The sequence below is a fragment of the Steroidobacter agaridevorans genome, assembly GCF_009932555.1.
GTDB classification, from domain to species: Bacteria; Pseudomonadota; Gammaproteobacteria; order Steroidobacterales; family Steroidobacteraceae; genus Steroidobacter; species Steroidobacter agaridevorans.
The window spans coordinates 733,638-756,601 of record NZ_BLJO01000003.1; the positions used below are offsets into that span (position 1 = coordinate 733,638).

At 63.7% G+C, this 22,964-nt stretch carries 20 protein-coding genes; 15 read left to right on the forward strand and 5 right to left on the reverse strand.

Annotation, left to right across the window (positions count from 1 at the left end; all coding sequences use genetic code 11):
- Positions 1-11 precede the first annotated feature (11 nt).
- The 14 genes from uppS (at position 12) to GYH35_RS14095 (ending at position 17,095) form a co-directional block, all read left to right on the forward strand.
- The gene (gene uppS, locus GYH35_RS14030; protein WP_268894936.1) at positions 12-749 is read left to right on the forward strand and encodes a polyprenyl diphosphate synthase; all 738 of its coding nucleotides are present in this window, start codon (positions 12-14) and stop codon (positions 747-749) included.
- Positions 749-1,543 (forward strand): phosphatidate cytidylyltransferase, encoded by a 795-nt coding sequence (locus tag GYH35_RS14035; protein WP_161828777.1) that lies wholly within the window; start codon positions 749-751, stop codon positions 1,541-1,543. Before uppS ends, GYH35_RS14035 begins: the two co-directional genes overlap by 1 nt.
- Positions 1,540-2,748, forward strand: a complete 1,209-nt coding sequence (ispC, locus tag GYH35_RS14040; protein ID WP_235936776.1) for a 1-deoxy-D-xylulose-5-phosphate reductoisomerase — start codon at positions 1,540-1,542, stop codon at positions 2,746-2,748. The genes GYH35_RS14035 and ispC overlap by 4 nt, the downstream gene beginning before the upstream one ends.
- Positions 2,745-4,145: an RIP metalloprotease RseP gene (rseP, locus tag GYH35_RS14045; protein WP_161828778.1), complete on the forward strand. Its 1,401-nt coding sequence runs from the start codon at positions 2,745-2,747 to the stop codon at positions 4,143-4,145. Before ispC ends, rseP begins: the two co-directional genes overlap by 4 nt.
- Positions 4,146-4,224: 79 nt before the next feature.
- Entirely contained in the window at positions 4,225-6,684 is a 2,460-nt protein-coding gene (bamA, locus tag GYH35_RS14050; RefSeq protein WP_161812390.1) for an outer membrane protein assembly factor BamA, read from the forward strand.
- Positions 6,685-6,752: 68 nt separating this feature from the next.
- Positions 6,753-7,343 (forward strand): OmpH family outer membrane protein, encoded by a 591-nt coding sequence (locus GYH35_RS14055; protein WP_161812391.1) that lies wholly within the window; start codon positions 6,753-6,755, stop codon positions 7,341-7,343.
- Positions 7,344-7,411: 68 nt separating this feature from the next.
- Complete coding sequence (lpxD, locus tag GYH35_RS14060; RefSeq protein WP_161812392.1) at positions 7,412-8,467, forward strand: UDP-3-O-(3-hydroxymyristoyl)glucosamine N-acyltransferase; 1,056 nt, start codon at positions 7,412-7,414, stop codon at positions 8,465-8,467.
- 11 nt (positions 8,468-8,478) lie between these two features.
- Positions 8,479-8,970 carry a 3-hydroxyacyl-ACP dehydratase FabZ gene (fabZ, locus tag GYH35_RS14065; protein WP_407700206.1) on the forward strand — a complete coding sequence of 164 codons (492 nt, stop codon included), beginning with the start codon at positions 8,479-8,481 and terminating at the stop codon, positions 8,968-8,970.
- Positions 8,971-8,982: 12 nt separating this feature from the next.
- A complete protein-coding gene (lpxA, locus tag GYH35_RS14070) occupies positions 8,983-9,771 on the forward strand; it encodes an acyl-ACP--UDP-N-acetylglucosamine O-acyltransferase (RefSeq protein WP_161812393.1) in 789 nt (262 codons plus the stop codon).
- A 9-nt stretch (positions 9,772-9,780) separates the two neighbouring features.
- Positions 9,781-10,968, forward strand: coding sequence for a lipid-A-disaccharide synthase (gene lpxB / locus GYH35_RS14075; RefSeq protein ID WP_161812394.1), 1,188 nt, complete (start codon positions 9,781-9,783; stop codon positions 10,966-10,968).
- A gap of 9 nt (positions 10,969-10,977) precedes the next feature.
- On the forward strand, positions 10,978-11,673 hold the full coding sequence (rnhB, locus tag GYH35_RS14080; protein ID WP_161828779.1) for a ribonuclease HII: 696 nt from the start codon (positions 10,978-10,980) through the stop codon (positions 11,671-11,673).
- Positions 11,674-11,843: 170 nt separating this feature from the next.
- Positions 11,844-15,383, forward strand: a complete 3,540-nt coding sequence (gene dnaE / locus GYH35_RS14085; RefSeq protein WP_161828780.1) for a DNA polymerase III subunit alpha — start codon at positions 11,844-11,846, stop codon at positions 15,381-15,383.
- A 94-nt stretch (positions 15,384-15,477) separates the two neighbouring features.
- Complete coding sequence (locus tag GYH35_RS14090; protein ID WP_161828781.1) at positions 15,478-16,638, forward strand: MFS transporter; 1,161 nt, start codon at positions 15,478-15,480, stop codon at positions 16,636-16,638.
- A 19-nt stretch (positions 16,639-16,657) separates the two neighbouring features.
- Positions 16,658-17,095, forward strand: coding sequence for a hypothetical protein (locus GYH35_RS14095; protein ID WP_161828782.1), 438 nt, complete (start codon positions 16,658-16,660; stop codon positions 17,093-17,095).
- 93 nt (positions 17,096-17,188) lie between these two features.
- On the opposite strand, the gene GYH35_RS14100 is transcribed toward GYH35_RS14095, so the two are convergent.
- Together GYH35_RS14100 and GYH35_RS14105 are read right to left on the reverse strand one after the other, a co-directional pair.
- Positions 17,189-17,776, reverse strand: coding sequence for a YceI family protein (locus GYH35_RS14100; protein WP_161828783.1), 588 nt, complete (start codon positions 17,774-17,776; stop codon positions 17,189-17,191).
- 60 nt (positions 17,777-17,836) lie between these two features.
- Positions 17,837-18,214 carry a translation initiation factor Sui1 gene (locus tag GYH35_RS14105; RefSeq protein WP_161828784.1) on the reverse strand — a complete coding sequence of 126 codons (378 nt, stop codon included), beginning with the start codon at positions 18,212-18,214 and terminating at the stop codon, positions 17,837-17,839.
- Between the two features lie 228 nt (positions 18,215-18,442).
- Here GYH35_RS14105 and GYH35_RS14110 point away from each other — a divergent pair, with 228 nt between their 5' ends.
- Positions 18,443-18,739 carry a putative quinol monooxygenase gene (locus tag GYH35_RS14110; protein ID WP_161812584.1) on the forward strand — a complete coding sequence of 99 codons (297 nt, stop codon included), beginning with the start codon at positions 18,443-18,445 and terminating at the stop codon, positions 18,737-18,739.
- Between the two features lie 12 nt (positions 18,740-18,751).
- Here the strand turns inward: GYH35_RS14110 and GYH35_RS14115 are convergent, their stop codons facing one another.
- From GYH35_RS14115 to GYH35_RS14125, 3 genes are read right to left on the reverse strand one after another with little or no spacing between them, the layout of a single operon-like run.
- Positions 18,752-20,362: an amidohydrolase family protein gene (locus GYH35_RS14115; protein ID WP_235936777.1), complete on the reverse strand. Its 1,611-nt coding sequence runs from the start codon at positions 20,360-20,362 to the stop codon at positions 18,752-18,754.
- A gap of 52 nt (positions 20,363-20,414) precedes the next feature.
- Positions 20,415-21,635, reverse strand: coding sequence for a serine hydrolase domain-containing protein (locus GYH35_RS14120; protein ID WP_202624312.1), 1,221 nt, complete (start codon positions 21,633-21,635; stop codon positions 20,415-20,417).
- A gap of 13 nt (positions 21,636-21,648) precedes the next feature.
- Positions 21,649-22,944, reverse strand: coding sequence for an MFS transporter (locus GYH35_RS14125; RefSeq protein WP_161812402.1), 1,296 nt, complete (start codon positions 22,942-22,944; stop codon positions 21,649-21,651).
- Between the last annotated feature and the right edge of the window lie 20 nt (positions 22,945-22,964).

A 22,964-nucleotide genomic window follows, 5' to 3' on the forward strand; every position in this document is an offset into this window, starting at 1 on the left:
CGAACCAGCTCGTGAAGAATCACACCTCCGGCGGCATTCCGCGGCACATCGCGGTGATCATGGATGGCAACGGCCGTTGGGCCGCTGCCCGGGCGTTGCCGCGCACGGCGGGTCATGGCATGGGCGTGCGCACGGTCAAACAGATCGTCGAAGCCTGCGCCGAGCGCGGCGTCGAAGCGCTCACCTTGTTCGCGTTCTCCAGCGAGAACTGGCAGCGGCCGCGCGAAGAAGTATCGATGCTGATGAACCGGTTCCTCGAAGCGCTGGATGAGGAGATCGAGAGCTTGCATCGCAACGGTCTGCGGCTGCGTTTCATCGGCAATCTGTCGCAGCTGGCCACGGCGCTGCGCGAGCGGATGGAAGCGGCAATGCGGCTGACGGCCAACAACCAGGGCATGGCGCTGGTGATCGCGGTCGCCTACGGCGGCCGTTGGGATATCGCGAACGCCACCCGGGAACTTGCCCGCCGCTGTGCTGCCGGAGAGATACAGAGCGAGGCCATCGACGAGGCGGCGGTCGGCGCCGGTCTGGCGCTGGCGGGGCTGCCGGATCCCGACCTGCTCATCCGCACCGGGGGAGAACAGCGCATCAGCAACTTTCTGCTGTGGAATCTCGCCTACACCGAGCTGTATTTCAGCGACACCCTCTGGCCCGACTTCGGGGCCCGCGAGCTGGACGCGGCGATCGAGCATTTTTCGCGCCGGCAGCGGCGCTTTGGCCTGACGCCGGGCCAAGTGGGGGCGCGCTGATGCTTCGCCAGCGGGTGATTACGGCGCTGGTGCTGGCTCCCTTCGTCATCTTCGTCATTCTCTGGGTTCCCCATCCCATCACCTGCGCCGTGCTGGCGCTGCTGGTGGCGGCGGGGGCCTGGGAGTGGTCGGCTTTCCCAGGATTCACCCACACTTCGACGCGCCTGGCCTACGTGGCCTTCATTGCGGCGTGCCTGGGCCTGGCCTGGTATGTCGGGGTCGATAGCGCCGAATCGAGCCTGTTGCTGTATGCCTCGCTCGCCTGGTGGGTACTGGCGCTGCTTTGGATCGGCTTCGCGCCGGCCAGCGTGAATCGCGCCACGGCCGCGGTCGCCGGCCTGTTTGCGCTGGTGCCGGTCTGGCTCGCGCTGGTGCGCTTGCATGCGCAAGGTCCGCAATTGATGTTGTTCCTGCTGCTGCTGGTGGTGGCTGCGGATATAGGCGCATATTTCGCCGGCCGCTCCCTCGGCAAGCACAAGCTGGCGCCGCGGGTCAGCCCGGGCAAGACCTGGGAAGGCGTGGGCGGCGGCCTGGTGGCTGCTGCGCTGATGGCGGCGTTCGGCGTGTGGTGGTTCAGCATGGACACCGTGCCTTTCATGGCGTTGTGCATCCTGGTTGCGATCGCTTCAGTGGTCGGAGATCTGACCGAAAGCATGTTCAAGCGTCACGCGGGCCTCAAAGACAGCGGCAATCTGCTGCCCGGCCATGGCGGCGTGCTCGATCGCGTCGATAGCGTTACCGCCGCGGCGCCCGTATTCCTGATCGGCCTCGAACGGCTGGGGCTACTGCGATGAGCGCGGCACGGATGAGAGTGGCTGTGCTCGGCTCGACCGGCAGCATCGGCCTGAGCACGCTCGACGTGCTGGCCCGTCATCCCGATCGTTTCGAAGTGTTCGCGCTCAGCGCTCACAACAACATTGCGCGGCTGCGTGAGCAATGTCTTGCCCATCGTCCGCAATTTGCGGTGGTGGTCGATCCGGTCGCGGCCGCGAAATTCACTGCGGAATTACACGCCGCCGGCTGCACGACCCGCGTATTGGTCGGCGAAGCGGCATTGAGCGAAGTTGCCGCTCACGAGCAGGTGGATGCGGTGATGGCTGCGATCGTCGGCGCCGCCGGTCTGCGTTCCAGCCTGGCCGCCGCGCACGCGGGCAAGCGGATCATGCTCGCGAACAAGGAAGCGCTGGTGATGTCCGGCCCCCTGTTCATGCAAGCGGTGCGCGAGGGTGGGGCGACGTTGTTGCCGGTGGATAGCGAGCACAACGCGGTGTTCCAGTGTATGAGCGGCCCGGGCGCGACTCAGGCCGGTGTGACCCGCGCCGATGTCCGGCGGGTGCTGCTGACCGCTTCGGGCGGACCTTTCTTGCGAACGCCGGTCAGCGCGTTGCGGGCGGTCACGCCTGAACAAGCCTGCAAGCACCCGCGTTGGGTGATGGGGCGCAAGATCTCGGTGGATTCCGCCACGCTGATGAACAAGGGACTGGAACAGATCGAGGCTTGTTTGCTGTTCGCCTTGCCGCCGGCGCAGGTCGAGGTGGTCGTGCATCCTCAGAGCATCGTGCACTCGCTGGTCGAATACATCGATGGCTCGATGCTGGCGCAGTTGGGGAATCCCGACATGCGCACGCCGATCGCACATGCGCTCGGGTGGCCGGAGCGGATCGCCTCCGGTGTAGAATCCCTCGATATTTTGCGGGCCGCGCGGCTGGACTTCGAAGCTCCCGACGCGACCCGCTTTCCAGCCTTGAAGCTGGCGCGTGCCGCGGCCGAAGCGGGCGGCACCGCTCCGGCGGTATTGAACGCTGCCAACGAAGTCGCGGTCGAAGCTTTCTTACAGCGCCGGCTGTCATTCCTGGAAATTCCGGAAGTGATCGAGCGCGTGCTGGCGCGTCACCGGACGTTGCCGGCGAGCTCGCTCGACGATGTGTTGGGCGCGGATGACTGGGCGCGTCGCGAGGCGCAAGCGGCCCTGACGGCGGCCGCGGGAGTGTGTGCATGATTACCCCAAGCAATCCGCTGGAATGGCTCATCGCCATCGTCGGATTCATCATCGCCATCGGCATCCTGGTCTCGGTGCACGAGTTCGGCCACTACTGGGTGGCGCGCCGGCTCGGCATCAAGGTGCTGCGGTTCTCGATCGGTTTCGGCAAGCCGCTGTGGAAGCGCGTCGGCCGCGACCAGGATCGAGTCGAGTACGTGATCGCGGCCATTCCGCTCGGCGGCTACGTGCGCCTGCTCGATGAGCGCGAAGGCGATGTTCCGGAACACGATTTGCCGCGCGCGTTCACTCGCCAGCCGGTGTGGAAGCGCATTGCCGTGCTGCTCGCCGGGCCGCTGTTCAACCTGTTTTTCGCGGTGTTTCTGTATTGGATCCTGTTCACCGCGGGCGTGCCGGCGCCGCGGTCCATCGTCGGCGACGTCGAGCCCAATTCGATCGCCGCGCAAGCCGGCCTGCGGTTCGAGGATCACATCGTCAACGTCGGCGGCCAGCCCACCGATACTTGGGAAGAAGCCACGCTCGGCATCATCGACGACCTCACCGATGACGGCCAGATTCACATGCGCGTCCGCGGCGTCGATGGCAGCGAGCGCGACCTGATCCTGAATGCCGGCAATCGCAGCCGCGAGCTCACGCAGCCCGACGCGCTCATGCCGGGACTGGGGTTCGATATCTGGCGGCCGAGAGTGCCCGCGGTGATTGCGACCGTGATGGACGACAGCGCTGCGGCCCGTGCCGGGCTCAAGGTCGGCGATGAGATCCTGAAGGTGGATCAGCTGCCGGTGGCCGATTTCAGCGAGCTGGTGACGCGGGTCAAACCGTACCCAGGCCGCGACGTGACGTTGGAGATTCGCCGCGATGGGCAGATCCTGGCGGTGCCGCTGACCATCGGCGAGAGCATGGAGGCTGGTAAGCTCATCGGACGGATCGGCGTCGGGCCGGAGAACAAGCCGATCAAGACCGGCCGCACCTTCGAGGACATGGTGGCGCTGCAGAAGTACGGCGTGTTCGCCGCGGTGGGGCAGGCGGCCACGAAGACCTGGGACACCTCGGTGTTCACGTTGCGCATCGTCGGCCGGATCGTGACCGGCAACGTGTCGCTGAAGGCGATTTCCGGACCGATCAGCATCGCCGAAACGGCCGGCTTCGCGATCCGGCAGGGCTGGCGCTTCTTCCTGGGGATCCTGGCGCTGATCAGTATCAGCCTGGGCGTGCTGAACCTGTTGCCGATTCCGATCCTGGACGGCGGCCAGATCGTGTATCAGCTCGCGGAACTGGTGAAGGGCAAGCCGGTCTCAGAACGTGCACTCCAGCTCGGGCACAGCATCGGCATCGCGATGTTGATCCTGATGATGACGCTGGCCTTCTACAACGACATCGTGCGACATCTGAATTAATGCCGCCCCTGATGCACATGATGCAGGGTCGGGGCTACTTGGCGGCAACTCCAAAAGAGAAAATAGGGGCATAGGGCTGATGCGGTTGAAGTCCATCATCCACGCGACTCTCGCGGTCGCAGCGGCAGGCGTTGTGCCAGGCGTTTGGCCTGGCGTAGCGGTCGCGCAAGTCGCCGCGTCGCAGTCCAGCTTCACGGTCGGCGATATCCGTATCGAAGGCCTGCAGCGCATTTCCGAAGGCACGGTGTACAACTATCTGCCGGTGAACATCGGCGATCAGATCGACGAGCGCCGCATTCAGGAAGCGCTGCGTGCGATGTACAACACCGGCTTCTTCCGCGACGTCGAGATTCGACGCGACGGCGGCACGCTGGTGGTCGCGGTGCTCGAGCGGCCCTCGATCGAGAGCTTCGAGATCAAGGGCAACAAGGACATCAAGACCGAAGACCTGCAGAAGTCGCTGCGCAACGTCGGTCTCGCCACCGGCAAGACCTTCGATCAGTCGGTGCTCGATGAGGTGAAGCAGTACCTCACCGATCAATATTTCTCCCGCGGCAAGTACGCGGTGCGGGTCGACACCAAGGTCGAGGAAGTACCGGGCAACAAGGTCAAGCTGACCATCGACGTGAACGAGGGCAAGCGCGCCCGCATCCGCCAGATCAACATCGCCGGCAACACGGCGTTCAGCGACGAGGATCTGCGCGAAGAATTCGAGCTGAACACGCCGAACTGGCTGTCCTGGTACCGGCAGGACGATCGTTACTCGCGCGAATCGCTGTCGGGCGATCTGGAAAAGCTGCGCTCGTACTACATGGACCGCGGCTACGCGAATTTCCATGTGACCTCGACGCAGGTCGCGATCGCACCCGAGAAGGACGACATCTTCGTCACGGTCAACGTCGACGAAGGCGATGTGTTCAAGATCTCCGAGATCAAGATGGCCGGCAACATGGTCGTGCCGGAATCGGAGCTGCGCCGCCTGATCTTCTTCAAGCCCGGCGACACCTATTCGCTGCGGCAGATCACCGCGACCCAGGAGGCGATGAAGCTGCGCCTCGGTATCGACGGCTACGCGTTCGCGACCGTCGATCCGGTGCCGACGCCGAACAACGACACCAAGGAAATTTCGCTGACCTTCGTCGTCGATCCGAAGAACCGCGTGTATGTTCGCCGTGTGAATTTCAACGGCACCTCGGGTGTGAACGACGAAGTGTTCCGCCGCGAAATGCGCCAGTTCGAAGGCGCGTATCTGTCGAACGCCGCGGTGGAGCGTTCCAAACAACGTATCCAGCGTCTGCCGTTCATCCAGAAGGTCGAGGTGGAAACCAACCAGGTGCCGGGCGCGGCCGACCTGGTGGACGTCGATTTCCAGATCGAGGAGGGCTTGCCCGGCCAGTTCGGCGGCGGCATCGGCTACTCCGAGTCGCAGTCGATCATCCTGAACGGCAATTTCGTGCACTCGAATTTCATGGGCACGGGCAACCGTATCGCCATGGAGATCAACTCCGGCCGCTACGCCAAGGCGTTCAGCTTCTCGCACACCGACCGCTACACGACCATCGACGAAGTGCAGCGGACCATTTCGGCGGGCTATCGCGACGTCACGCAGTTCACCTCGGCGACCTCGGACTTCGATACCGAGACGATCACGCTTGGCATCAACTACGACTGGCCGATCACCGAGTATCAATACCTCGGCGTGGGTCTGTCGGCGCAACGCGCCGAGCTGGTCACCAGCGAAGGCGGCAGCGCCACGCAGGCCACCGACTGGGTGCGCTCGAACGGCAACGCCAAGACCCGCTGCGTGGAGTTCGTGGTCGACGGCGCTTGCGACGACAGCTTCGAATACAACTTGTACAGCAGCTCGTTCGACACGCTCGAGCTGAACATGGGCTGGCGTTACGACTCGCGCAACCGCGCCATCTTCGCGGACCGCGGCGCGCGTCATCGTTTCAATATCGGTTACACGGTGCCGGGCAGCGACGTGGAGTTCTGGACCGCGTCGTACGATTACCTGCAGTTCCTGCCGATCTGGCGCAGCCTGACGCTGATGATCAATTTCGAGCTGGCTTATGGTGAAGCGCTGGGCGATACCACCGCGCTGCCGCCGTATCGCCAGTATTTTGGCGGCGGCCCGGACTCGGTGCGCGGTTTCCGCGAAAGCCGCCTGGGTCCCAAGGACAACTTCGGCCGCCCGTACGGCGGCAATATCAAGACCATCGCCCAGACCGAGCTGCTGCTGCCGATGCCGGAAAAGTGGCGTAATAGCGCCCGTTTCAGCCTGTTCTACGACATCGGCAACGTGTTCTCGGATCAGAACATCAAGTTCTACGGGCCCGATCAGACGACTGAAGTGGACTACGGGTTCAGTTATGATGAGCTCCGGCAGTCCGCCGGTGTGGCCGTGCAATGGCTCGCCCCGCTGGGCGTGTTCCGGTTCAGCTACGCGGTGCCGCTCAAGAAGGTCAGTGGCGACACCAACGCGCGCTACGGCGACGAAACCGAGGGCTTCCAGTTCTCGATCGGCCAGGCGTTCTGACGGTCCGCACGGGCCGGTAGTTAGCTTCTTATTACGATAATTTGGGAATACTTTTTCCGAGGTTGGATATGGCACGTTTGAGCATTCCTGCTTTTCTGCTCGCTCCGCTGGCGCTGTCCGTCGCCCTGTTCGCGCCGATCGCCGGCGCCCAGACGCAGCTGAAGATTGCCGTGGTCAACGTGCCGCGGCTGCTGGAGGAGGCGCCGCAGGCGAAGTCGGCCATGCAGGCGCTGCAGGATGAGTTCTCGCCGCGTCAGCGCGAGATGGCGGCTCAGCAGAAAGATCTGAAGGCCAAGGAAGAGAAACTGCAGCGTGACGGCGCGGTGATGGCCGAGAACGAGCGTCGCAATTCCGAGAAGGAGCTGCGCGAAGGTCAGCGCGACCTGGCTCGCAAGCAGAACGAATATGTCGAAGACCTGAACGTGCGTCGTAACGAAGAGCTGGGCAAGCTGCAGCGCTCGCTGCTGCAGGAAGTGCAGACCTACGCGCGGTCTTCGGGCTTCGACCTGGTGGTCGGCGACGGCGTGTTGTTCGTCAACGAGTCGCTCGACATCACTCCGCAGATCCTCACTGCCTTGCAGGCTCGCGCCAAGACGGGTGGCGGCCCGAAGCCGGCCACGCCTCCGGCGAAGCCCGCGTCGCCGCCGGCGAAGCAGTAATCCATGGATAGCTCCATTCAATCCGCGCGCAGCCGTTCCGGGCTGCGCCGCTGAGCCGGGCGACGGCGATGTCCGCGCAGCCCGGCCTCAGCCTGGGCGAGATCGCCGTCCGCTTTGGCTGCATCCTCAAAGGCGATCCTGACCTGCGCGTGTCGCGGGTCGCTGCGCTGGAGAGTGCGGACGCCGCGTCCGTCACGTTTCTGGCGAATCCACGCTATCGCCGTTATTTGCAGCAGACCAAGGCGGGCGTCGTCGTGCTCGATCCGAAGCTGGCCGATGCCTGCCCGGTGAGCGCACTGCTCGCGAAGAATCCATATGCGACCTATGCGCGCATCGCGGCTTTGTTATATCCGCCGCCCGCTGCGCCCCCGGGACGACATGCAACGTCGGTCGTAGATGCGTCGGCGCAGATCGATGCGAGCGCATCGATCGGTCCGCATGCCGTCATCGGCGCGAATGTGAAAATCGGCGCGCGCACGGCCATCGGGCCGGGCTGCGTCGTCATGGACGATGTCACGATCGGAGACGACACGCGGCTCACGGCGAATGTGACTTTGTGTCGCGGCGTGATCGTCGGCGACCGTTGTTTGTTTCATCCGAGCGTCGTGATCGGCGCGGACGGCTTCGGTCTCGCACCCGATCAAGGCGAGTGGCTGAAGGTGCCGCAGGTGGGCACGGTGCGCATCGGCAGCGATGTCGAGATCGGCGCCAGCACCACTATCGACCGAGGCGCCATCGACGACACCGTCATCGGCGATGGCGTGAAGATGGATAACCAGATCCAGATCGGCCACAACGTGCGCATCGGCGACCACACCGCGATCGCCGGCTGTGCCGGAATCTCCGGCAGCGCGACCATCGGCAAGCGCTGCATGATCGGCGGCATGGCCGGGGTGGCCGGGCACCTGAGCATCTGCGACGACGTCGTGATTACCGGTAAATCCTTCGTGTCGGGCAGCATCCGTAAGCCCGGTTACTACTCGAGCGGGATACCGGTCGACGAAACCTCCCGTTTCCGCAAAAATGCCGCCCGCTTCCAGCACCTGGACGAGTTCGTCCGCGAGGTCCGCCGGGAGCGGGGCGCGGCCAGCGATGGCGAAGAAACTGATTCGCGTGAGGAATAACAAGGCTTCAGATGACCGATAGCACACCAGAGCAAGGCCAGGGCGCCGGCGACGTGTTGAAGATGGACATTCACGAGGTGATGCGCCGCCTGCCGCATCGCTATCCGTTCCTGTTGGTGGACCGGGTGCTCGAGTGCGTCTCGGGCAAGCACATCCGCGCGCTCAAGAACGTCACCATCAACGAGCCGTTCTTCCCCGGCCACTTTCCGCATCGGCCGGTGTTTCCGGGCGTGATCATCCTCGAGGCGCTGGCCCAGACTGCCGGCATCCTCGCGTTCGTGACCGCCGGCGTGTACCCGGACGAGCACCGTCAGCTGTACTTCGTCGGCATCGACAAGGCGCGCTTCCGCAAGCCGGTCGAGCCGGGCGATCAATTGATCCTGAAAGCGACGCTGGAGCGCTCGATCCGCGGCATCTGGAAATTCTCGACGATCGCCGAGGTCGATGGCCAGGAAGCGTGCAGCGCTGAAATGATGGTTGCCCCCGGCGAAACACGGAAATAAACAGCAGTTGCCATGGCTATTCATTCCACAGCGCTGATCGATCCCAGCGCGCAGCTCGCGCCGGATGTGCAAGTTGGCGCGTACACCGTCATCGGCGCCAATGTCGTCATCGGCGCGGGCACCTGGATCGGGCCGCACGTGGTGATCGACGGCCCGACCACGATCGGCAGCGACAACAAGATTTTTCAGTTCGCCTCGATCGGCGCCGCGCCGCAGGACCTGAAATACAACAATGAGCCGACCCGGCTCGAAATCGGCGACCGCAACACCTTCCGCGAGAACACCACGATCAATCGCGGCACGACCAAGGATCAACTGGTCACGCGCATCGGCAGCGACAATCTGTTCATGACCGGAGCGCACGTCGGCCACGACTGCGTCATCGGCTCGCACTGCGTGCTCGCGAACTACGGCACGCTCGGCGGCCACGTGATCATTGGCGACTGGGTGCACATGGGCGGCTTCGCCGGCATCCATCAGTTCTGCCAGGTCGGCGCGCATGCGTTCATCGCAAACAATACCGCCGTGACCCGCGATGTGCCGCCGTTCGTGATGGCGGTGGGGCGTCCCGCCGAGCCGCACAGCGTGAATTCGGAAGGACTGAAGCGTCGCGGCTACTCGGCCGAGCAGATCCGAAACATCCGCGATGCCTATCGCATCCTGTATCGCTCGCAACTGAAGCTCATCGAAGCCACCGAGCAGATCGAGCAGCGCGCCAAGACCCAGCCCGAGCTGCAGCCGCTGATCGATTTCCTCAACGACTCCACGCCCCGGCGCGAGCGAGTGGGCATCGTCAGGTAACAACACTAAGTGGCTAACTCCGACGCCGCACCACTGATCGTTCTGGTAGCCGGCGAGGCATCGGGCGACAACCTCGGTGCTCAACTCATCACGGCGCTGCGCCAGCGCATTCCGCAGGCTCGCTTCGCCGGCATCGCCGGCTCTCGCATGGTCGCCGCGGGCTGCGAAGCCTGGGAACGGATGGAGAATCTGTCGGTGATGGGGCTGTTCGAAATCCTTCCCCACCTGCCGAAGCTGCTGCGCATTCGTCGCCAACTGATCGACCGCGTGCTGGCCGAACGGCCGGCGGTTTACGTCGGCGTCGATGCGAAGGAATTCAATCTGCGCATCGCACCGCGCTTCAAGGAAGCGGGCATTCCGACGGTGCAATACGTCAGCCCCCAGGTCTGGGCCTGGCGGCAGGGGCGCGTGCATACGATCGGCCGGGCGGTGGATCTGGTGCTGTGCCTGTTGCCGTTCGAGAAGCCGTTCTACGACTCGCATTCGGTGCACGCCGAATTCGTCGGCCATCCGCTCGCCGACGTCGTACCCATGGAGCTGAGCGCCGCGACTGCGCGTTATCAGCTCGCGCTGCCCGAGAAGGGCCAGTATGTCGCCGTGTTGCCAGGCAGCCGGCAAGGCGAGGTGTCGCGGCTCAGTCCGGACTTCACGCAGACCATGGCGTGGCTGGTTCGTGAGCGGCCGCAATTGCGCTTCATCGCGGCGCTGGCCAGCGAGCCGGCGCGAAGAATCTTCGAGGAGGCGCTGGAGCGCGCCACTATCGGCACTCCGGCGCTGCTCGATCGGGTCACGCTGATCAACGGTCATGCGCAGACCGTGATGGCGGCCAGCGACGTCGTGCTGCTCGCTTCAGGCACTGCGACCCTGGAAGCGACCCTGGTGAAGCGCCCGATGGTGGTCGCCTATCGTTTAGGGATGCTGACAAGTTTCCTGCTCAAGCATTTGAAACTCTTCAAGGCGCCGTTCTTCTCGCAGCCCAACCTGCTGGCCGGCCGGGAGCTGGTGCCGGAGTTCTTCAACGCCGAGGTTCGCGCCGACGTGCTCGGTCCCGCGGTGCTTCAGCAATTGGACCGTGCCGATCGCGATGAGCTCGTGCAAAACTTCGCTACCATTCACGAGACCCTCCGGCGCGACGCCAGTGCGCGTGCGGCGGACGCGATCGTGGACTTGTTGGTGAAGCGTAGGTTGTCGGTGTAGAAACAGGCGATGGCAGCATCTCAGCGGGCAGCATCTCAACGGACGATGGCCTTGCCGTTGCAGGCGCCCGGGCTGGTCGCGGGCGTCGATGAGGCGGGTCGCGGACCGCTTGCGGGACCGGTGGTCGCCGCGGCGGTGATCCTCGATCCGCGCCGTCGTATTCGCGGCATCAAGGATTCCAAGCAGCTCGAGGCCGAGGAGCGCGAAGAGCTCGCGATCAAGATTCGTGGCGCGGCGCTGTCGTGGTCGGTGGCCTGGGCCGACGTGGAAGAGATCGACTGCCACAACATTCTGCAGGCAACGCACCTGGCCATGCGCCGTGCGCTCATCGGTTTGCACATTCATCCGGGACACGTGCAGGTCGACGGCAACCTGTGTCCGTCGTTCATCGGGCTGCCGATGAAGTGCAGCTACGAAGCCATCGTCGATGGCGACGCGCTCAAGACCTGCATCGGCGCGGCCTCGATTCTCGCCAAGGTGGCGCGCGATCGCATGATGGTCGAGCTGGATGCGCTCTATCCCGAATACGGATTTGCCGCTCACAAGGGCTACAGCACGCCGCAGCACTACAAGGCGCTGAAGCGCCACGGCCCGACGCCGATTCATCGGCGCAGCTTCGAGCCGGTGCGGCTCGCCGGTGAGCGTCGCTTGACGCTGGCCGATATGGGCGAGATGGCGCCCGAAGCTGCCGTGGTCGAGCTCTAGTATGAAACAGCGACTCGGGCATCCTGCCACTCGCGCTGTGGCGCAGGGAGGAAAAGGCGCGACTTTTCCTCCTGCGCTCGCCGCCTGTGGCGGCGGGCACATCCCTGTGCCTAGGGTGGGCACGCGATGAGCTTCATGGTTCGGGACCGGCCGTGGCCGATGGACAGCTAGTGTCGTTCGTCCATTTACATCTGCACACCGAGTACTCGCTGGTCGACAGCGTGGTGCGCATCACCAGCGAAGGCGAGGGCATCCCTGGCCTGATGGACTCGGTCGCGGCCGCGAAGATGCCGTCGGTCGCGCTCACCGATCAGAGCAATCTGTTCGCGATGGTGAAGTTCTACAAGGCGGCGCAGTCCGCCGGCGTGAAGCCCATCATCGGCGTCGATCTGCGCATCCATGAAACCGGCGAGCGCGTGGAGCCGTCCTCGCTGGTGCTGCTGTGTCAGACCCCGGTCGGTTACAACAATCTGTCCAAGCTGGTCAGCAAGTCCTACCTGGAAGGCCAGAAGAAGGGCGTCGCGACGGTGGATCGCAGCTGGCTCAATCCCGAGGACCTCAAAGGGCTGATCGCGCTGTCCGGCGCGCGTGAAGGCGATATTGGCCGCGCCATCCTCAATGGCCGTTTCGATGAGGCCAACAGCGCGCTGGATTTCTGGCTGAGCTTGTTCGGCGATCGTTTCTATCTGGAACTGCAACGCACCGGGCGCGAGGGCGATGAGCGTCACGTGCAGGGCGCGCTGGATCTTGCCGTCGAGCGTGGCATTCCAGTGGTGGCGACCAACGATGTGCGCTTTATTCGCAAAGAAGATTTCGAGTCGCACGAGGCGCGCGTATGTATTCATGACGGCGCATTGCTCGCCGATCCGAAGCGGCGCCGTCGTTACTCCGAGCAGCAATATCTCAAGTCGCCGAAGGAAATGGCGGAGCTGTTCAAGGATGTGCCCGAGGCGCTCGAGAACACGGTCGAAATCGCACGCCGTTGCAGCCTGGAGCTGAAGCTCGGCAAGAGCGTGCTGCCGAAGTTCCCGACCCCGGGCGACATGCCGGTCGACGACTTCTTGCGTGAGCAATCGCGGCAGGGTCTGGCCCAGCGCCTGGTGCAGTTGAAGGCGGCGCCGGTGCAGGGGCGCGTCATTCCGGATGAGGAGTACACGGAACGTCTGGAGATCGAGCTGGGCGTCATCATCCAGATGGGCTTCCCCGGCTACTTCCTGATCGTCGCCGACTTCATCAGGTGGGCGAAAGAGAATGGCGTGCCGGTGGGGCCGGGCCGCGGCTCCGGCGCAGGCTCGCTGGTGGCATTCTGCCTCGGCATCACCGATATCGATCCGCTGCGCTACGACTTGCTGTTCGAGCGCTTCTTGAATCCCGAGCGCGTTTCCATGCCCGACTTCGACGTCGACTTCTGCATGGACGGCCGCGATCGCGTGATCGATTACGTCGCCCATCACTACGGGCGCGAGCGCGTTTCGCAAATCATCACTTACGGCACCATGGCGGCGAAGGCCGTGGTGCGCGACGTGGCGCGTGTGTTCGGTCAGAGCTATGGCTTCGCCGACTCCATCGCCAAGCTGATTCCGTTCGAGCTGGGCATCACGCTGAAGGACGCGCTCGCGAAGGAAGAAGAGCTGCGGCGTCGTTATCAGAACGAGGAAGAGACCCGCGCCATTCTCGACATGGCGATGTCGCTCGAAGGCCTGGTGCGTAACGCCGGCATGCACGCCGGTGGCGTCGTCATTTCGCCGTCCGTGCTCACCGATTTCTCGCCGCTGTTCTGCGACGAGAACGGTCAGAGCGTCGTCACGCAGTTCGACAAGGACGACGTCGAACAAGCGGGTCTGGTGAAGTTCGACTTCCTGGGTCTGCGCACGCTCACCATCATCGATTGGGCGCTGAAGGTCATCAATGCGCAGCGCGCCGGGAAGGGCGAGCCGCCGTTGGATATCAACGCGCTGCCGATGGATGACGTCGCGACGTTCGAGCTGCTGAAGCGTTACGAGACCACCGCGGTGTTCCAGCTGGAATCTCGCGGCATGAAGGATCTGATCCGCCGCCTGCAGCCCGACTGCTTCGAAGACATCGTCGCGCTCGTGGCGCTGTTCCGCCCCGGCCCGCTCGAGTCGGGCATGGTGGACGACTTCATCGCGCGCAAGCGCGGCACCACGACCGGTCCCATCGATTATCTGCATCCCGATCTGAAGCCGGTGCTCGCGCCGACCTACGGCGTCATCCTGTACCAGGAGCAGGTGATGCAGATCGCGCAGGTGCTCGCCGGCTATTCGCTCGGCGGCGCCGACTTGCTCCGTCGCGCGATGGGCAAGAAGAAGCCCGAGGAAATGGCCAAGCAACGGACCATTTTCGTGACGGGCGCCACCGGGCGCGGCGTCGATCAGCATCAGGCCGAGCACATCTTCGACCTGATGGAGAAATTCGCCGGTTACGGCTTCAACAAATCGCACTCGGCCGCGTACGCGCTGCTGACGTATCAGACCGCGTGGTTGAAGGCGCACTATCCGGCGGCGTTCATGGCGGCGGTGCTGTCGTCCGATATGGACAAGACCGACAAGGTCGTGACGTTGATCGACGAAGCGCGGCGCATGAAGCTGAAGGTCGAGCCGCCGGATGTGAATTCCTCGCAGTTCATGTTCACCGTATCGAACGACCGCACCATCCGTTACGGCCTGGGCGCGATCAAGGGCGTCGGCCAGAACGTCGTGGACATGCTGGTCGAAGCCCGCCAGAGCGAGCCATACCGCGACCTGGCGGACATGTGCCGGCGCAGTGACGCGAATCGAATGAACCGTCGCGTGCTGGAGGCGTTGATCCGCTCCGGCGCGGTCGACTCGCTCGGCGCCAACCGTGCGACGCTGATGCATTCGCTGCCCTCGGCGATGCAGCTCGCGGATCAAACGATTCGCGCTCGAGCGGTCGGTCAAAACGACATGTTCGGCTTGATGGATACGAGCCCGACGGCGGCGCCCCAGGTTGTTACGGAGGTCCTGCCGGACTGGAGCCGGCGCGTGCGTCTGGATGGCGAGCGCGACACGCTTGGCTTGTATCTCACCGGCCATCCGTTCGAAGAGTTCGAGGCGGAGGTCAAGCCCATCACCAGCGGCCGCATCGTCGATCTGACCAGCGATCGTCCTGCGCCGGCTCAGGAAGGCAGCTTCCAGCAATTCAAGGGCAAGCCGGTGACGGTCGGCGGCATGGTGTTCGATGTCGGCAAGCGCGGCCAGCGTGTGATCTTCACGCTCGACGACCGTAGCGGCCGCATGGAAGCGTCGATGTTCGAAGACCAGTGGCAGCAGTACCGCACGGTGATCGCCAAGAGCGCGATCGTGATCGTCGAGGGCCAGCTGCGGTTCGACGAATACATCGAAGGCTGGCGCCTCAACGCCAAGAAGGTCATCGACATCGATCAGGCCCGTGAGCTGCACGGCAAGCGCCTGGCGATCCGCTGGCCGCCCGGGCTCGATGCAGCCGGCCAGCGCGGCTTTCTCAAGCAGCTCGAACAGACTTTGCGCCCGTTCCGCGGCGGCCGCTGTGCAGTCGCGGTCTACTACACCGGTTCCGCTGCGCGAGCCGAGCTGGTGCTATCTCAAGAGTGGCAGGTCAAACCGACCCGCGAGCTGACGGAGCGGCTGTCGCAGTTGTGCGGTCACGATGGCTTCAAGTTGATCTACGGTCCGCCCGGCGGCTTGCATTGAGCGAAATGTTTGGCGGCTGAGAAGCAGTCGGAGATGATGCGCGACCCAAGCGCATATCTTTGACAAACCTCCGAGCGTCGATCCGTCCACCGCCGTGGCCCCACAGCGTCTTTTCGTCCTCATCGCCGGCAACTTCTTCGTCGCCACCAGCTTTCTGAGCGTCGGCGGTCTGCTCAGCGATATTTCGAGCTCGCTGCAGATTCCCATCGAGCAGGCCGGGCTGCTGATCGCGGCCTTCGGTATCGCGGCTGCCGTTTGCGCACCGACTCTGGCCACGCTCGGCTCTCGCATCGATCGACGTAAGCTGCTCACCGGTTCGATGGCGATCTGCGCCCTCGCGAATCTGCTGGCTGCGCTCAGCCAAAGCTACGAGCATTTGATGCTGGCTCGCGTGCTCGCGGCGGTGACTTCCGCTGTGTACACGCCGCAGGTCGCTGCGACGTTGAGCATGCTCACGCCGGAGAAGGAGCGCGCCCCGGTGCTGGCGAAACTGATGGTCGGGTGGTCGGTGGGCTCGGTGCTGGGCAATCCGATTTCGGTGTTGATCGCAGCCGTGTCGTCGTGGCGCATGTCGTTTGCATTCATTGGCGTTGCGAGTGCCGTCATCGCGCTCTTTATCTGGCGCTCGGTGCCGCCGAACGTGATGGTGCCGCCGCTCAACTGGGTGCGCTGGTTCCAGGTGCTGCGCTCGCCAGCCCTGCGCTGGCTGACTGCCGCTACGGCGCTCACCAACGTGGGCGGCGCCGTGATGATGAGCTACATCGCACCTATCGTTAAAGCCGTGCAAGGGATCGCAGGTGCGGCGTTGGCGCTGCTGTTGTTTACCGCCGGTGCGGGCGCGTTGCTCGGCAATCTGCTGAGCGTTCGGATGGTGCGTCGGTTCGGCGCTACGCTCGTTGCGTACCGCTGCAATATCACTTCGGCGACCATGCTGTTGCTGTGGCCGCTGTTCTCTTTCTGGGCCGCGACGATCTATGTCGCCCAGTTTCTATGGAGCCTCGGCAGCTCGGGTTTTCCAGCGGTGCAACAGGCGCGCCTCGTTGCCGTCGCTCCGATGCTCGCCGCTGCTACGATTGCACTCAATTCATCGGTGACTTACCTGGGCATGGCAGTCGGCGCGAGCATCGGTGCAACGGCGTGGCCTCTGGTGCCGCCACGATTCATGTCGTGGGTGGGATTCGTGTTCGTTGTGGCGGCGCTGGCGTGCTCGGTCCTGGGTGATCGGGCGGCGAAGAGAGAAACAATAGCGATCTGATCGATGCGTGTCGTGATTCATGCACTTCGATAGCGAAACCCTGGTCGCTCTGGCCATTCTCTTGGTCCCCACGGCGGTGTTGGCACATCGTTATCGCGTGGAGTGGGGCGCGAGCTTTGGAGTGGGCTCCGATCTATGGCGGGGCCCGACGATCGTTGCGGCATTGCTGTTGGTAGGCCTGGTAGCCGCGACGGTTTATTTCGGCGCCGATGGGTTCAGGGAAGCGATGAATGGCGGGCGATTACGGCGAGCGCTGCGATTCCTGCCCTTCTTTGGGTTACCGGGTATTGGCCTCGCGGTCGTCCTCTTCCCTGGGCCCGCTTCTGAGCTCACCGGTCGATACAAAGCGCTGGTCGAGGACGGCGGCACGCGCCGGTACGCGTGGCTCGGGTGGGGATTGTTTGCTCTTTGGTCGTTCCTGCTGTTTCTCCGCTGGTTCGCGCGAACCTATCGTTGACGGAGTCGGTCGCTTTTGAGTTGCGCGGACCGACGCTGACTCGTGCGTTGAATCGAGCGGACGCAGCTCGCGCGTCCGCTCGAACAGCAAACCTCAGTCGGCCTTCACGGCCTCGACCTGAATCTGCAGCTCGACTTCCTGTTTAAAGCCGTAGCCCTTGCCGTAGTCCACGCCGAACTCTTCGCGGTCGATCTTGCCGCTGGCATCGGCGCCGCAGGTTTCTTTCTTGTTCATCGGGTTCGGCTTGCACAGGAAGCTGTTGATCTTCAGCTTCACTGGCTTGGTCACGCCGTGCAGGGTGAGGCTGCCGTCGATTTCGGTGGGGGCGCCGTTCTTGAAGTTCACCAGCTTGCCGGTGTAGGTCGCGTTCGGGAACTGTTCGACGTTGAAGATCTCCGCCGACTTGGCGTGGGTGTTCATCTTCTCGTGACCGAAGTCGATCGCCGACATGTCCATCTTCACGTCGACCGTGCCGGTCTGCGCTTCCTTGTCGAGCGTCACAGTGCCGGAGCTGCTGTTGATCTTGCCGCGCCAGTTGGACAAGCCGCCCATGTGGTCGGCGGTGAAGCTCGGGTAGGTGTGGTTCGGATCGATGTTGTACTTGACCGGGGCGGCGCTCACGGCGCCTGCAGTCAGCGCGGCGGCTGCGACTGCCAGGGCGAGCAGGGACGATGATTTCATGCAGATCTCCATTGAAGCTGCCGATCGGGCAGCGGTTGAATCGAATGAGTGTGCAGGCCGTCAGCCGCCGGCGCGCTTGGCTTTGAAGCCCCGCTGCGTCAGCTCCTGGACCAGTTTGTCGCGGTGGTCGCCCTGGATTTCGATGCGGCCGTTGTCGACCGCGCCGCCCGAGCCGCATTTTTTCTTCAGCTCGGTGGCCAGCGCCGCGAGCTGATCGGGCGGCAGGCCGAGGCCGGTGATCACAGTGACGCCTTTGCCTTTGCGGCCGGCAGTCTCACGACTGACGCGGACGACGCCATCGCTGGCGGTCTTGCCGGGCGTGCCCTTTTTACAGACGCATTCGCGCACCGGGCGCAGACAGTTGGGGCAGCGCTCGCCGATGCCGGTGGAATAGACGATGCCGCCGCCATCCGACGGCGCCTTGCGCGTCGAAGTCATGGGGCGAAACAGGGCACAGTTTTCATGGCGCGAAAGTGTTGCGGCTTTCGCGAGCGGGTGCAACTGCGAGCTGGCCGGCCTGGGATGTAAGATCCGCGCATAAGTCTTATGCCACGGAGGAATGAAATGGCGCTCGGGAGACGAGAATTTACCGTGGCCATGATGGCAACCGTCGGCGGCTGCACGCTGCCGACGACAGGCGACAATGCGCGGACAGGAGCAGGACACATGTTCGGTTTGATCGGCAAGATGACGGCAACGCCTGGCAAGCGCGAGGAATTGATCGGCTTGCTGCTCGAAGGCACCGAGGGCATGCCCGGATGCCTGAGCTACATCGTGGCTCGCGACGTGAAAGACGAAAACGCGATCTGGATCACCGAAGTCTGGGACCACAAGGACAGCCATGCGGCTTCGCTGAAACTGCCGGCGGTGCAGGCGACCATCGCCAAAGCCCGTCCGATGATCGCGGGCTTCAGCGATGGCGTGACCGTCGAGCCGGTCGGCGGTGTCGGTTTGCCGAAATGAACTGAAGGTCGGTTACGGCTGAGCGAGCTGGGTGACGCCGCGCTTCTGTTTTTCCGCGGCGACCATGTCGCGCACGTCTTTCAACAGGCCTCTGGCGTCGTACACGATGCCGTCCTTGATCGTGTACTTCACACCGCCGACGCGATGAGTGCGGCCGTCATCGCCCAGGCGGACGTGACCGGTGCCATACATCACTTTGAAGTTCGCCACCGGATTCTCATCGAGCACGGCGAGGTCGGCGAGCTTGCCCGGCTCGACCGAGCCGATGCGATCCGCCGCGCCGAGAGCCTGAGCGCCGTTGAGCGTCGCCGAGCGGAGCACTTCCAATGGATGGAAGCCGGCTTCACGCAGCAGCTCCAGTTCCTGGATCGTGCCGAAGCCATACAGCTGATAGATGAAGCCCGAGTCCGATCCGACCGTGACCCGGCCGCCGCGGTTCTTGTAATCGTTCACGAACGCCATCCACGGGCGATAGTTATCGCGCCAGGCGACCTCGTCCTCGCTGCCCCAGTCGAAGAAGAAGCTGCCGTGGTTGTCGCGATTCGGCGTGTAGAAGTCCCACAGCTGCGGCAGGGTGTAGTCCTCGTGCCAGTCGGCGCGACGAGCGCGCATCAAGTCGCGTGACGCCAGGTAAATCGTGAAGGTCGGATCGATCGTGAAGTCGAGCGCCAGCAGCTCCTTGATCACGGCCTCGTATTTTTCGCTGCCGGGCTCGGCGGCCTGACGCCACAACCGCCCAGCCTGGGCGAACCGGTCCTGTTCGTTAAAATAATTGTAGTCCGGTGGATAATTCTGCACGGTTCGGTCATCGAAGAGCGCTTCTGGCAGGCCATACCAATGTTCCATCGAGGTAAGGCCCCAGCGCGCGGTGGTCAGCACGTTCACCCGGCTCACATCCATCTGCGCGTGATGGCAGGCGCTGCGCATGCCTTGTTTCTTCAGCTCGTCGAAGATCGCTTGCAGCACCTCCGGCCGATAGCCGAAACATTTCATGCCGACCGCGCCCTTGGCCTTGATGTCGCGCACCCACTTCCGTCCTTCCTCCGGCGTGGTCAGAGGCTTCTCTGGAGTGAGGAATGCATAGGGGAAGATGCGTGGCGCAGTGATCTCGTTACGTTCGCTACGGCGCGTCTCACTGGCGCACCATTCGATGCCGTTGCCGCAGCCGGGGTCGCGGATGGTCGTGATGCCATGGCCCATCCAGAGTTTGTATACATACTCCGACGGTACGCCTTGTTCCTTGCCGCCGATGTGACCGTGCATGTCGACGAGGCCGGGCAGTACATAGTGATTGCGCAGATCGATCTCGCGGCCGCCGGCTTTGAGCTTGGGCCGGTTCGGCGGTTCCTTGCTGCCGCCCGGCGAGCCGACCGGAAACACGTCGACGATGCGATTGCCTTCGATGACGATATCGGTCGGGCCGAACGCGGGCGTGCCGGTGCCATTGATGACAATCGCGCTGCGCAGGATGAGCTGCGAGTAGGGGCCGTCACCCTCGGTGCGGGCCGGCGCGGGCGGCACGGCGAATTCACTCTCGGCCGCGAGGCTCGCGGCGGTTTGCAGGCACAGGCCGAAGGCAATCGTTGCCCAGGCGAGCGTGCGGGACATCGCTTGGAATCGCATGCGTCGTTCTTCTCCCTGTCGCGAAGGGCGCATCATGCCGCAACGAGCGGGCTCATGTGAACGCCGAATAGACCAGCGTGCGCAGTTCGCGACGCAGGTTATAGGTCGTCGACGGGATCAACTGGGTCATGAAGATCACGATCAGCTGTTCGCGCGGATCGATCCAGAAGTACGTGCTCGCCATGCCGCCCCAGGAAAAATCGCCCTGGCTGCCGGGAACGAGCGTGCGCGCCGGATGGGTCGTGACCGCGAAGCCGAGCCCGAAGCCCACGCCCGAATAGCCCGCCTCGCTGAACAGCGAGACCGACATGTCCGGGAGCTCCTTGCCGCCGGGCAAATGGTTGGCGGTCATGAGCTCGACGGTTTTCGGGCTGAGCAGGCGAAAGCCGTCGAGGGCGCCGCCGTTCAAGAGCATGCGACAGAAGCGCAGATAATCGGCGGCCGTCGATACGAGCCCGCCGCCACCGGAGATGAATGCGGGCGGCCGCAGGTAACCGCTGGTCGCCGGATCGTCCTGCAATCGCAACCGACCGCTCTTATCGAGCATGTAGCAGGCCGCGAGCCGCGATGCTTTCTCTGCCGGCACGTAGAAGTCCGTGTCCACCATGCCGAGCGGCGCGAAGATTCGTTGGCGCAGGAAATCGTCGAACGGCACGCCCGAGATCTTGCCGACCAGATAGCCGAGCACGTCGGTGGAAACGGAGTAATTCCAAACATCGCCGGGCGAAGCTTCCAGCGGCAGTTTTGCGAGACCGTCGATCATCGCCTCGAGGGTGCCGGCGCCGGCGGGATCGCCGAAGCCGAACTTGCGATACGCGGCATCGACATTGGTCCGCTGCTGCAGACCGTAGGTCAGGCCCGAGGTGTGGCGAAGCAGGTCGATGATGCGCATCGGCGCGTTGGTCGGTCGCGTGCGGAAGGTTTCCAGAAAGCCTGCTTCGTACACACCGAGATTGCGCCACTGAGGAATGTAACGATGCACCGGGTCGTCGAGGGCGATCAGCCCGTCCTCGACCAGCATCATCAGCGCGACGCTGGTGATGGGCTTGGTCATGGAATAAATGCGGAACAGGGTGTCTTGCTGCAGCGGCCGCGCGCGCTCCAGATCCATCTGTCCCTGCACGCTGAAATGAGCTGTCTGGCCGCGGCGCTCGATGAGTGTGAGCGCGCAGGGCAGGCGTCCCATTTCTACGTAGCGCTGCTGAATGTATCGGTCGAGATACTGCAACCGGCTGCTCGCGAGACCGACGGCTTCGGGGGATTCCGGCGACATGCCCATTCCTTTGCTAAATGAGTGACTCTCGCTGCGGCTCGCGCATGAAGATATAGACCAGCAGCGAGACGAACACGCAGGCTGTCACGTACCAGTAGAACAGCTCTTCGTGGCCGATGTTCTTGAACGACAGCGCGATCATCTCGGCGGTGCCGCCGAACAAGGAGACCGTGATCGCATACGGCAGGCCCACGCCCAGCGCGCGGATCTCCACTGGAAACAATTCGGCTTTCACCACGGCGCTGATGGAACTGTACAGCGACGAAATCGCCAGGGCGACGAATATCAGGAAGAATGCCGTCCACGCATCGTGCGCCTGTGACAACGCCGACAGCAGCGGCACCGTCCCGAACAACGCCAGCACGCCGAACACGATCAACATCGGGCGGCGGCCGTAGCGATCCGACAGCGCGCCCATCAACGGCTGCAGCAGCATGAATATGAACAGATTCGCGGTCGACACCAGAGTCGATTCGCCTTTGCTCAGGCCGACGGTGTTCACCAGGAACTTCTGCATGTAGGTGGTGAAGGTATAGAAGAACAGCGTGCCGCCCATGGTCAGCCCGATGACGATCAGCACTTCGCGCGGATGTCGCAGCAGCAGCGTCAACTGGCCCGCCTCGGCGGTTTCGGCTTTCTTCTTGAACGCCTCGGTCTCGACCAGATTCCGGCGCAGATACAGCGCGGCGAGCGCGGCGGCGGCGCCAATGGCGAAAGGAATGCGCCAGCCCCAGGACTCCAGCTGATGCGCCTCGAGCACGAAGAACTGCAACACCATCAGCACCGCCAGCGCCAGCAGCTGGCCCATGATCAGCGTGACGTACAGGATGCCTGAATAGAAACCGCGGCTGCCCTTGGTCGCGATCTCGCTCATGTAGGTCGCGCTGGTGCCGTACTCGCCGCCGACGCTGAAGCCTTGCAGGAGGCGCGCGATCAGGAGCAGGGCGGGCGCGGCGGCGCCGATAGTCTGATAGGTCGGGGTGACCGCGATGATCAACGATCCCAGGCACATCAGCGTGACCGACAAAGTCAGCGCAGCTTTGCGTCCGTGACGGTCTGCATAGCGGCCCAACACCCAGCCGCCAATCGGACGCATCAAGAACCCGACGGCGAAGATCGCCGCGGTGTTCAGCAATTGCACCGTGCTATCGCTCTCGGGAAAAAAGCTCGGCGCGAAATAGATCGCGAAAGCGGCGTATGTGTACCAGTCGTACCACTCGATCAGGTTGCCGACGGAGCCGCCGAAAATTGCGCGGAGGCGTTGTCTGGCTGTGGTCTCGGCAGCTGCGATCCCCGCGCTATCGTTCACTTGGTGGAGTTATTAGTGGG

Bases quoted from the DNA above. Each gene is read 5' to 3' on its own strand.
- GYH35_RS14035 (WP_161828777.1), top strand. From the start codon at position 749: ATGCTTCGCCAGCGGGTGATTACGGCGCTGGTGCTGGCTCCCTTCGTC.
- ispC (WP_235936776.1), top strand. From the start codon at position 1,540: ATGAGCGCGGCACGGATGAGAGTGGCTGTGCTCGGCTCGACCGGCAGC.
- rseP (WP_161828778.1), top strand. From the start codon at position 2,745: ATGATTACCCCAAGCAATCCGCTGGAATGGCTCATCGCCATCGTCGGA.
- bamA (WP_161812390.1), top strand. From the start codon at position 4,225: ATGCGGTTGAAGTCCATCATCCACGCGACTCTCGCGGTCGCAGCGGCA.
- GYH35_RS14055 (WP_161812391.1), top strand. From the start codon at position 6,753: ATGGCACGTTTGAGCATTCCTGCTTTTCTGCTCGCTCCGCTGGCGCTG.
- lpxD (WP_161812392.1), top strand. From the start codon at position 7,412: ATGTCCGCGCAGCCCGGCCTCAGCCTGGGCGAGATCGCCGTCCGCTTT.
- fabZ (WP_407700206.1), top strand. From the start codon at position 8,479: ATGACCGATAGCACACCAGAGCAAGGCCAGGGCGCCGGCGACGTGTTG.
- lpxA (WP_161812393.1), top strand. From the start codon at position 8,983: ATGGCTATTCATTCCACAGCGCTGATCGATCCCAGCGCGCAGCTCGCG.
- rnhB (WP_161828779.1), top strand. From the start codon at position 10,978: ATGGCAGCATCTCAGCGGGCAGCATCTCAACGGACGATGGCCTTGCCG.
- GYH35_RS14095 (WP_161828782.1), top strand. From the start codon at position 16,658: ATGCACTTCGATAGCGAAACCCTGGTCGCTCTGGCCATTCTCTTGGTC.
- GYH35_RS14100 (WP_161828783.1), bottom strand. From the start codon at position 17,776: ATGAAATCATCGTCCCTGCTCGCCCTGGCAGTCGCAGCCGCCGCGCTG.
- GYH35_RS14105 (WP_161828784.1), bottom strand. From the start codon at position 18,214: ATGACTTCGACGCGCAAGGCGCCGTCGGATGGCGGCGGCATCGTCTAT.
- GYH35_RS14110 (WP_161812584.1), top strand. From the start codon at position 18,443: ATGTTCGGTTTGATCGGCAAGATGACGGCAACGCCTGGCAAGCGCGAG.
- GYH35_RS14115 (WP_235936777.1), bottom strand. From the start codon at position 20,362: ATGCGATTCCAAGCGATGTCCCGCACGCTCGCCTGGGCAACGATTGCC.
- GYH35_RS14120 (WP_202624312.1), bottom strand. From the start codon at position 21,635: ATGTCGCCGGAATCCCCCGAAGCCGTCGGTCTCGCGAGCAGCCGGTTG.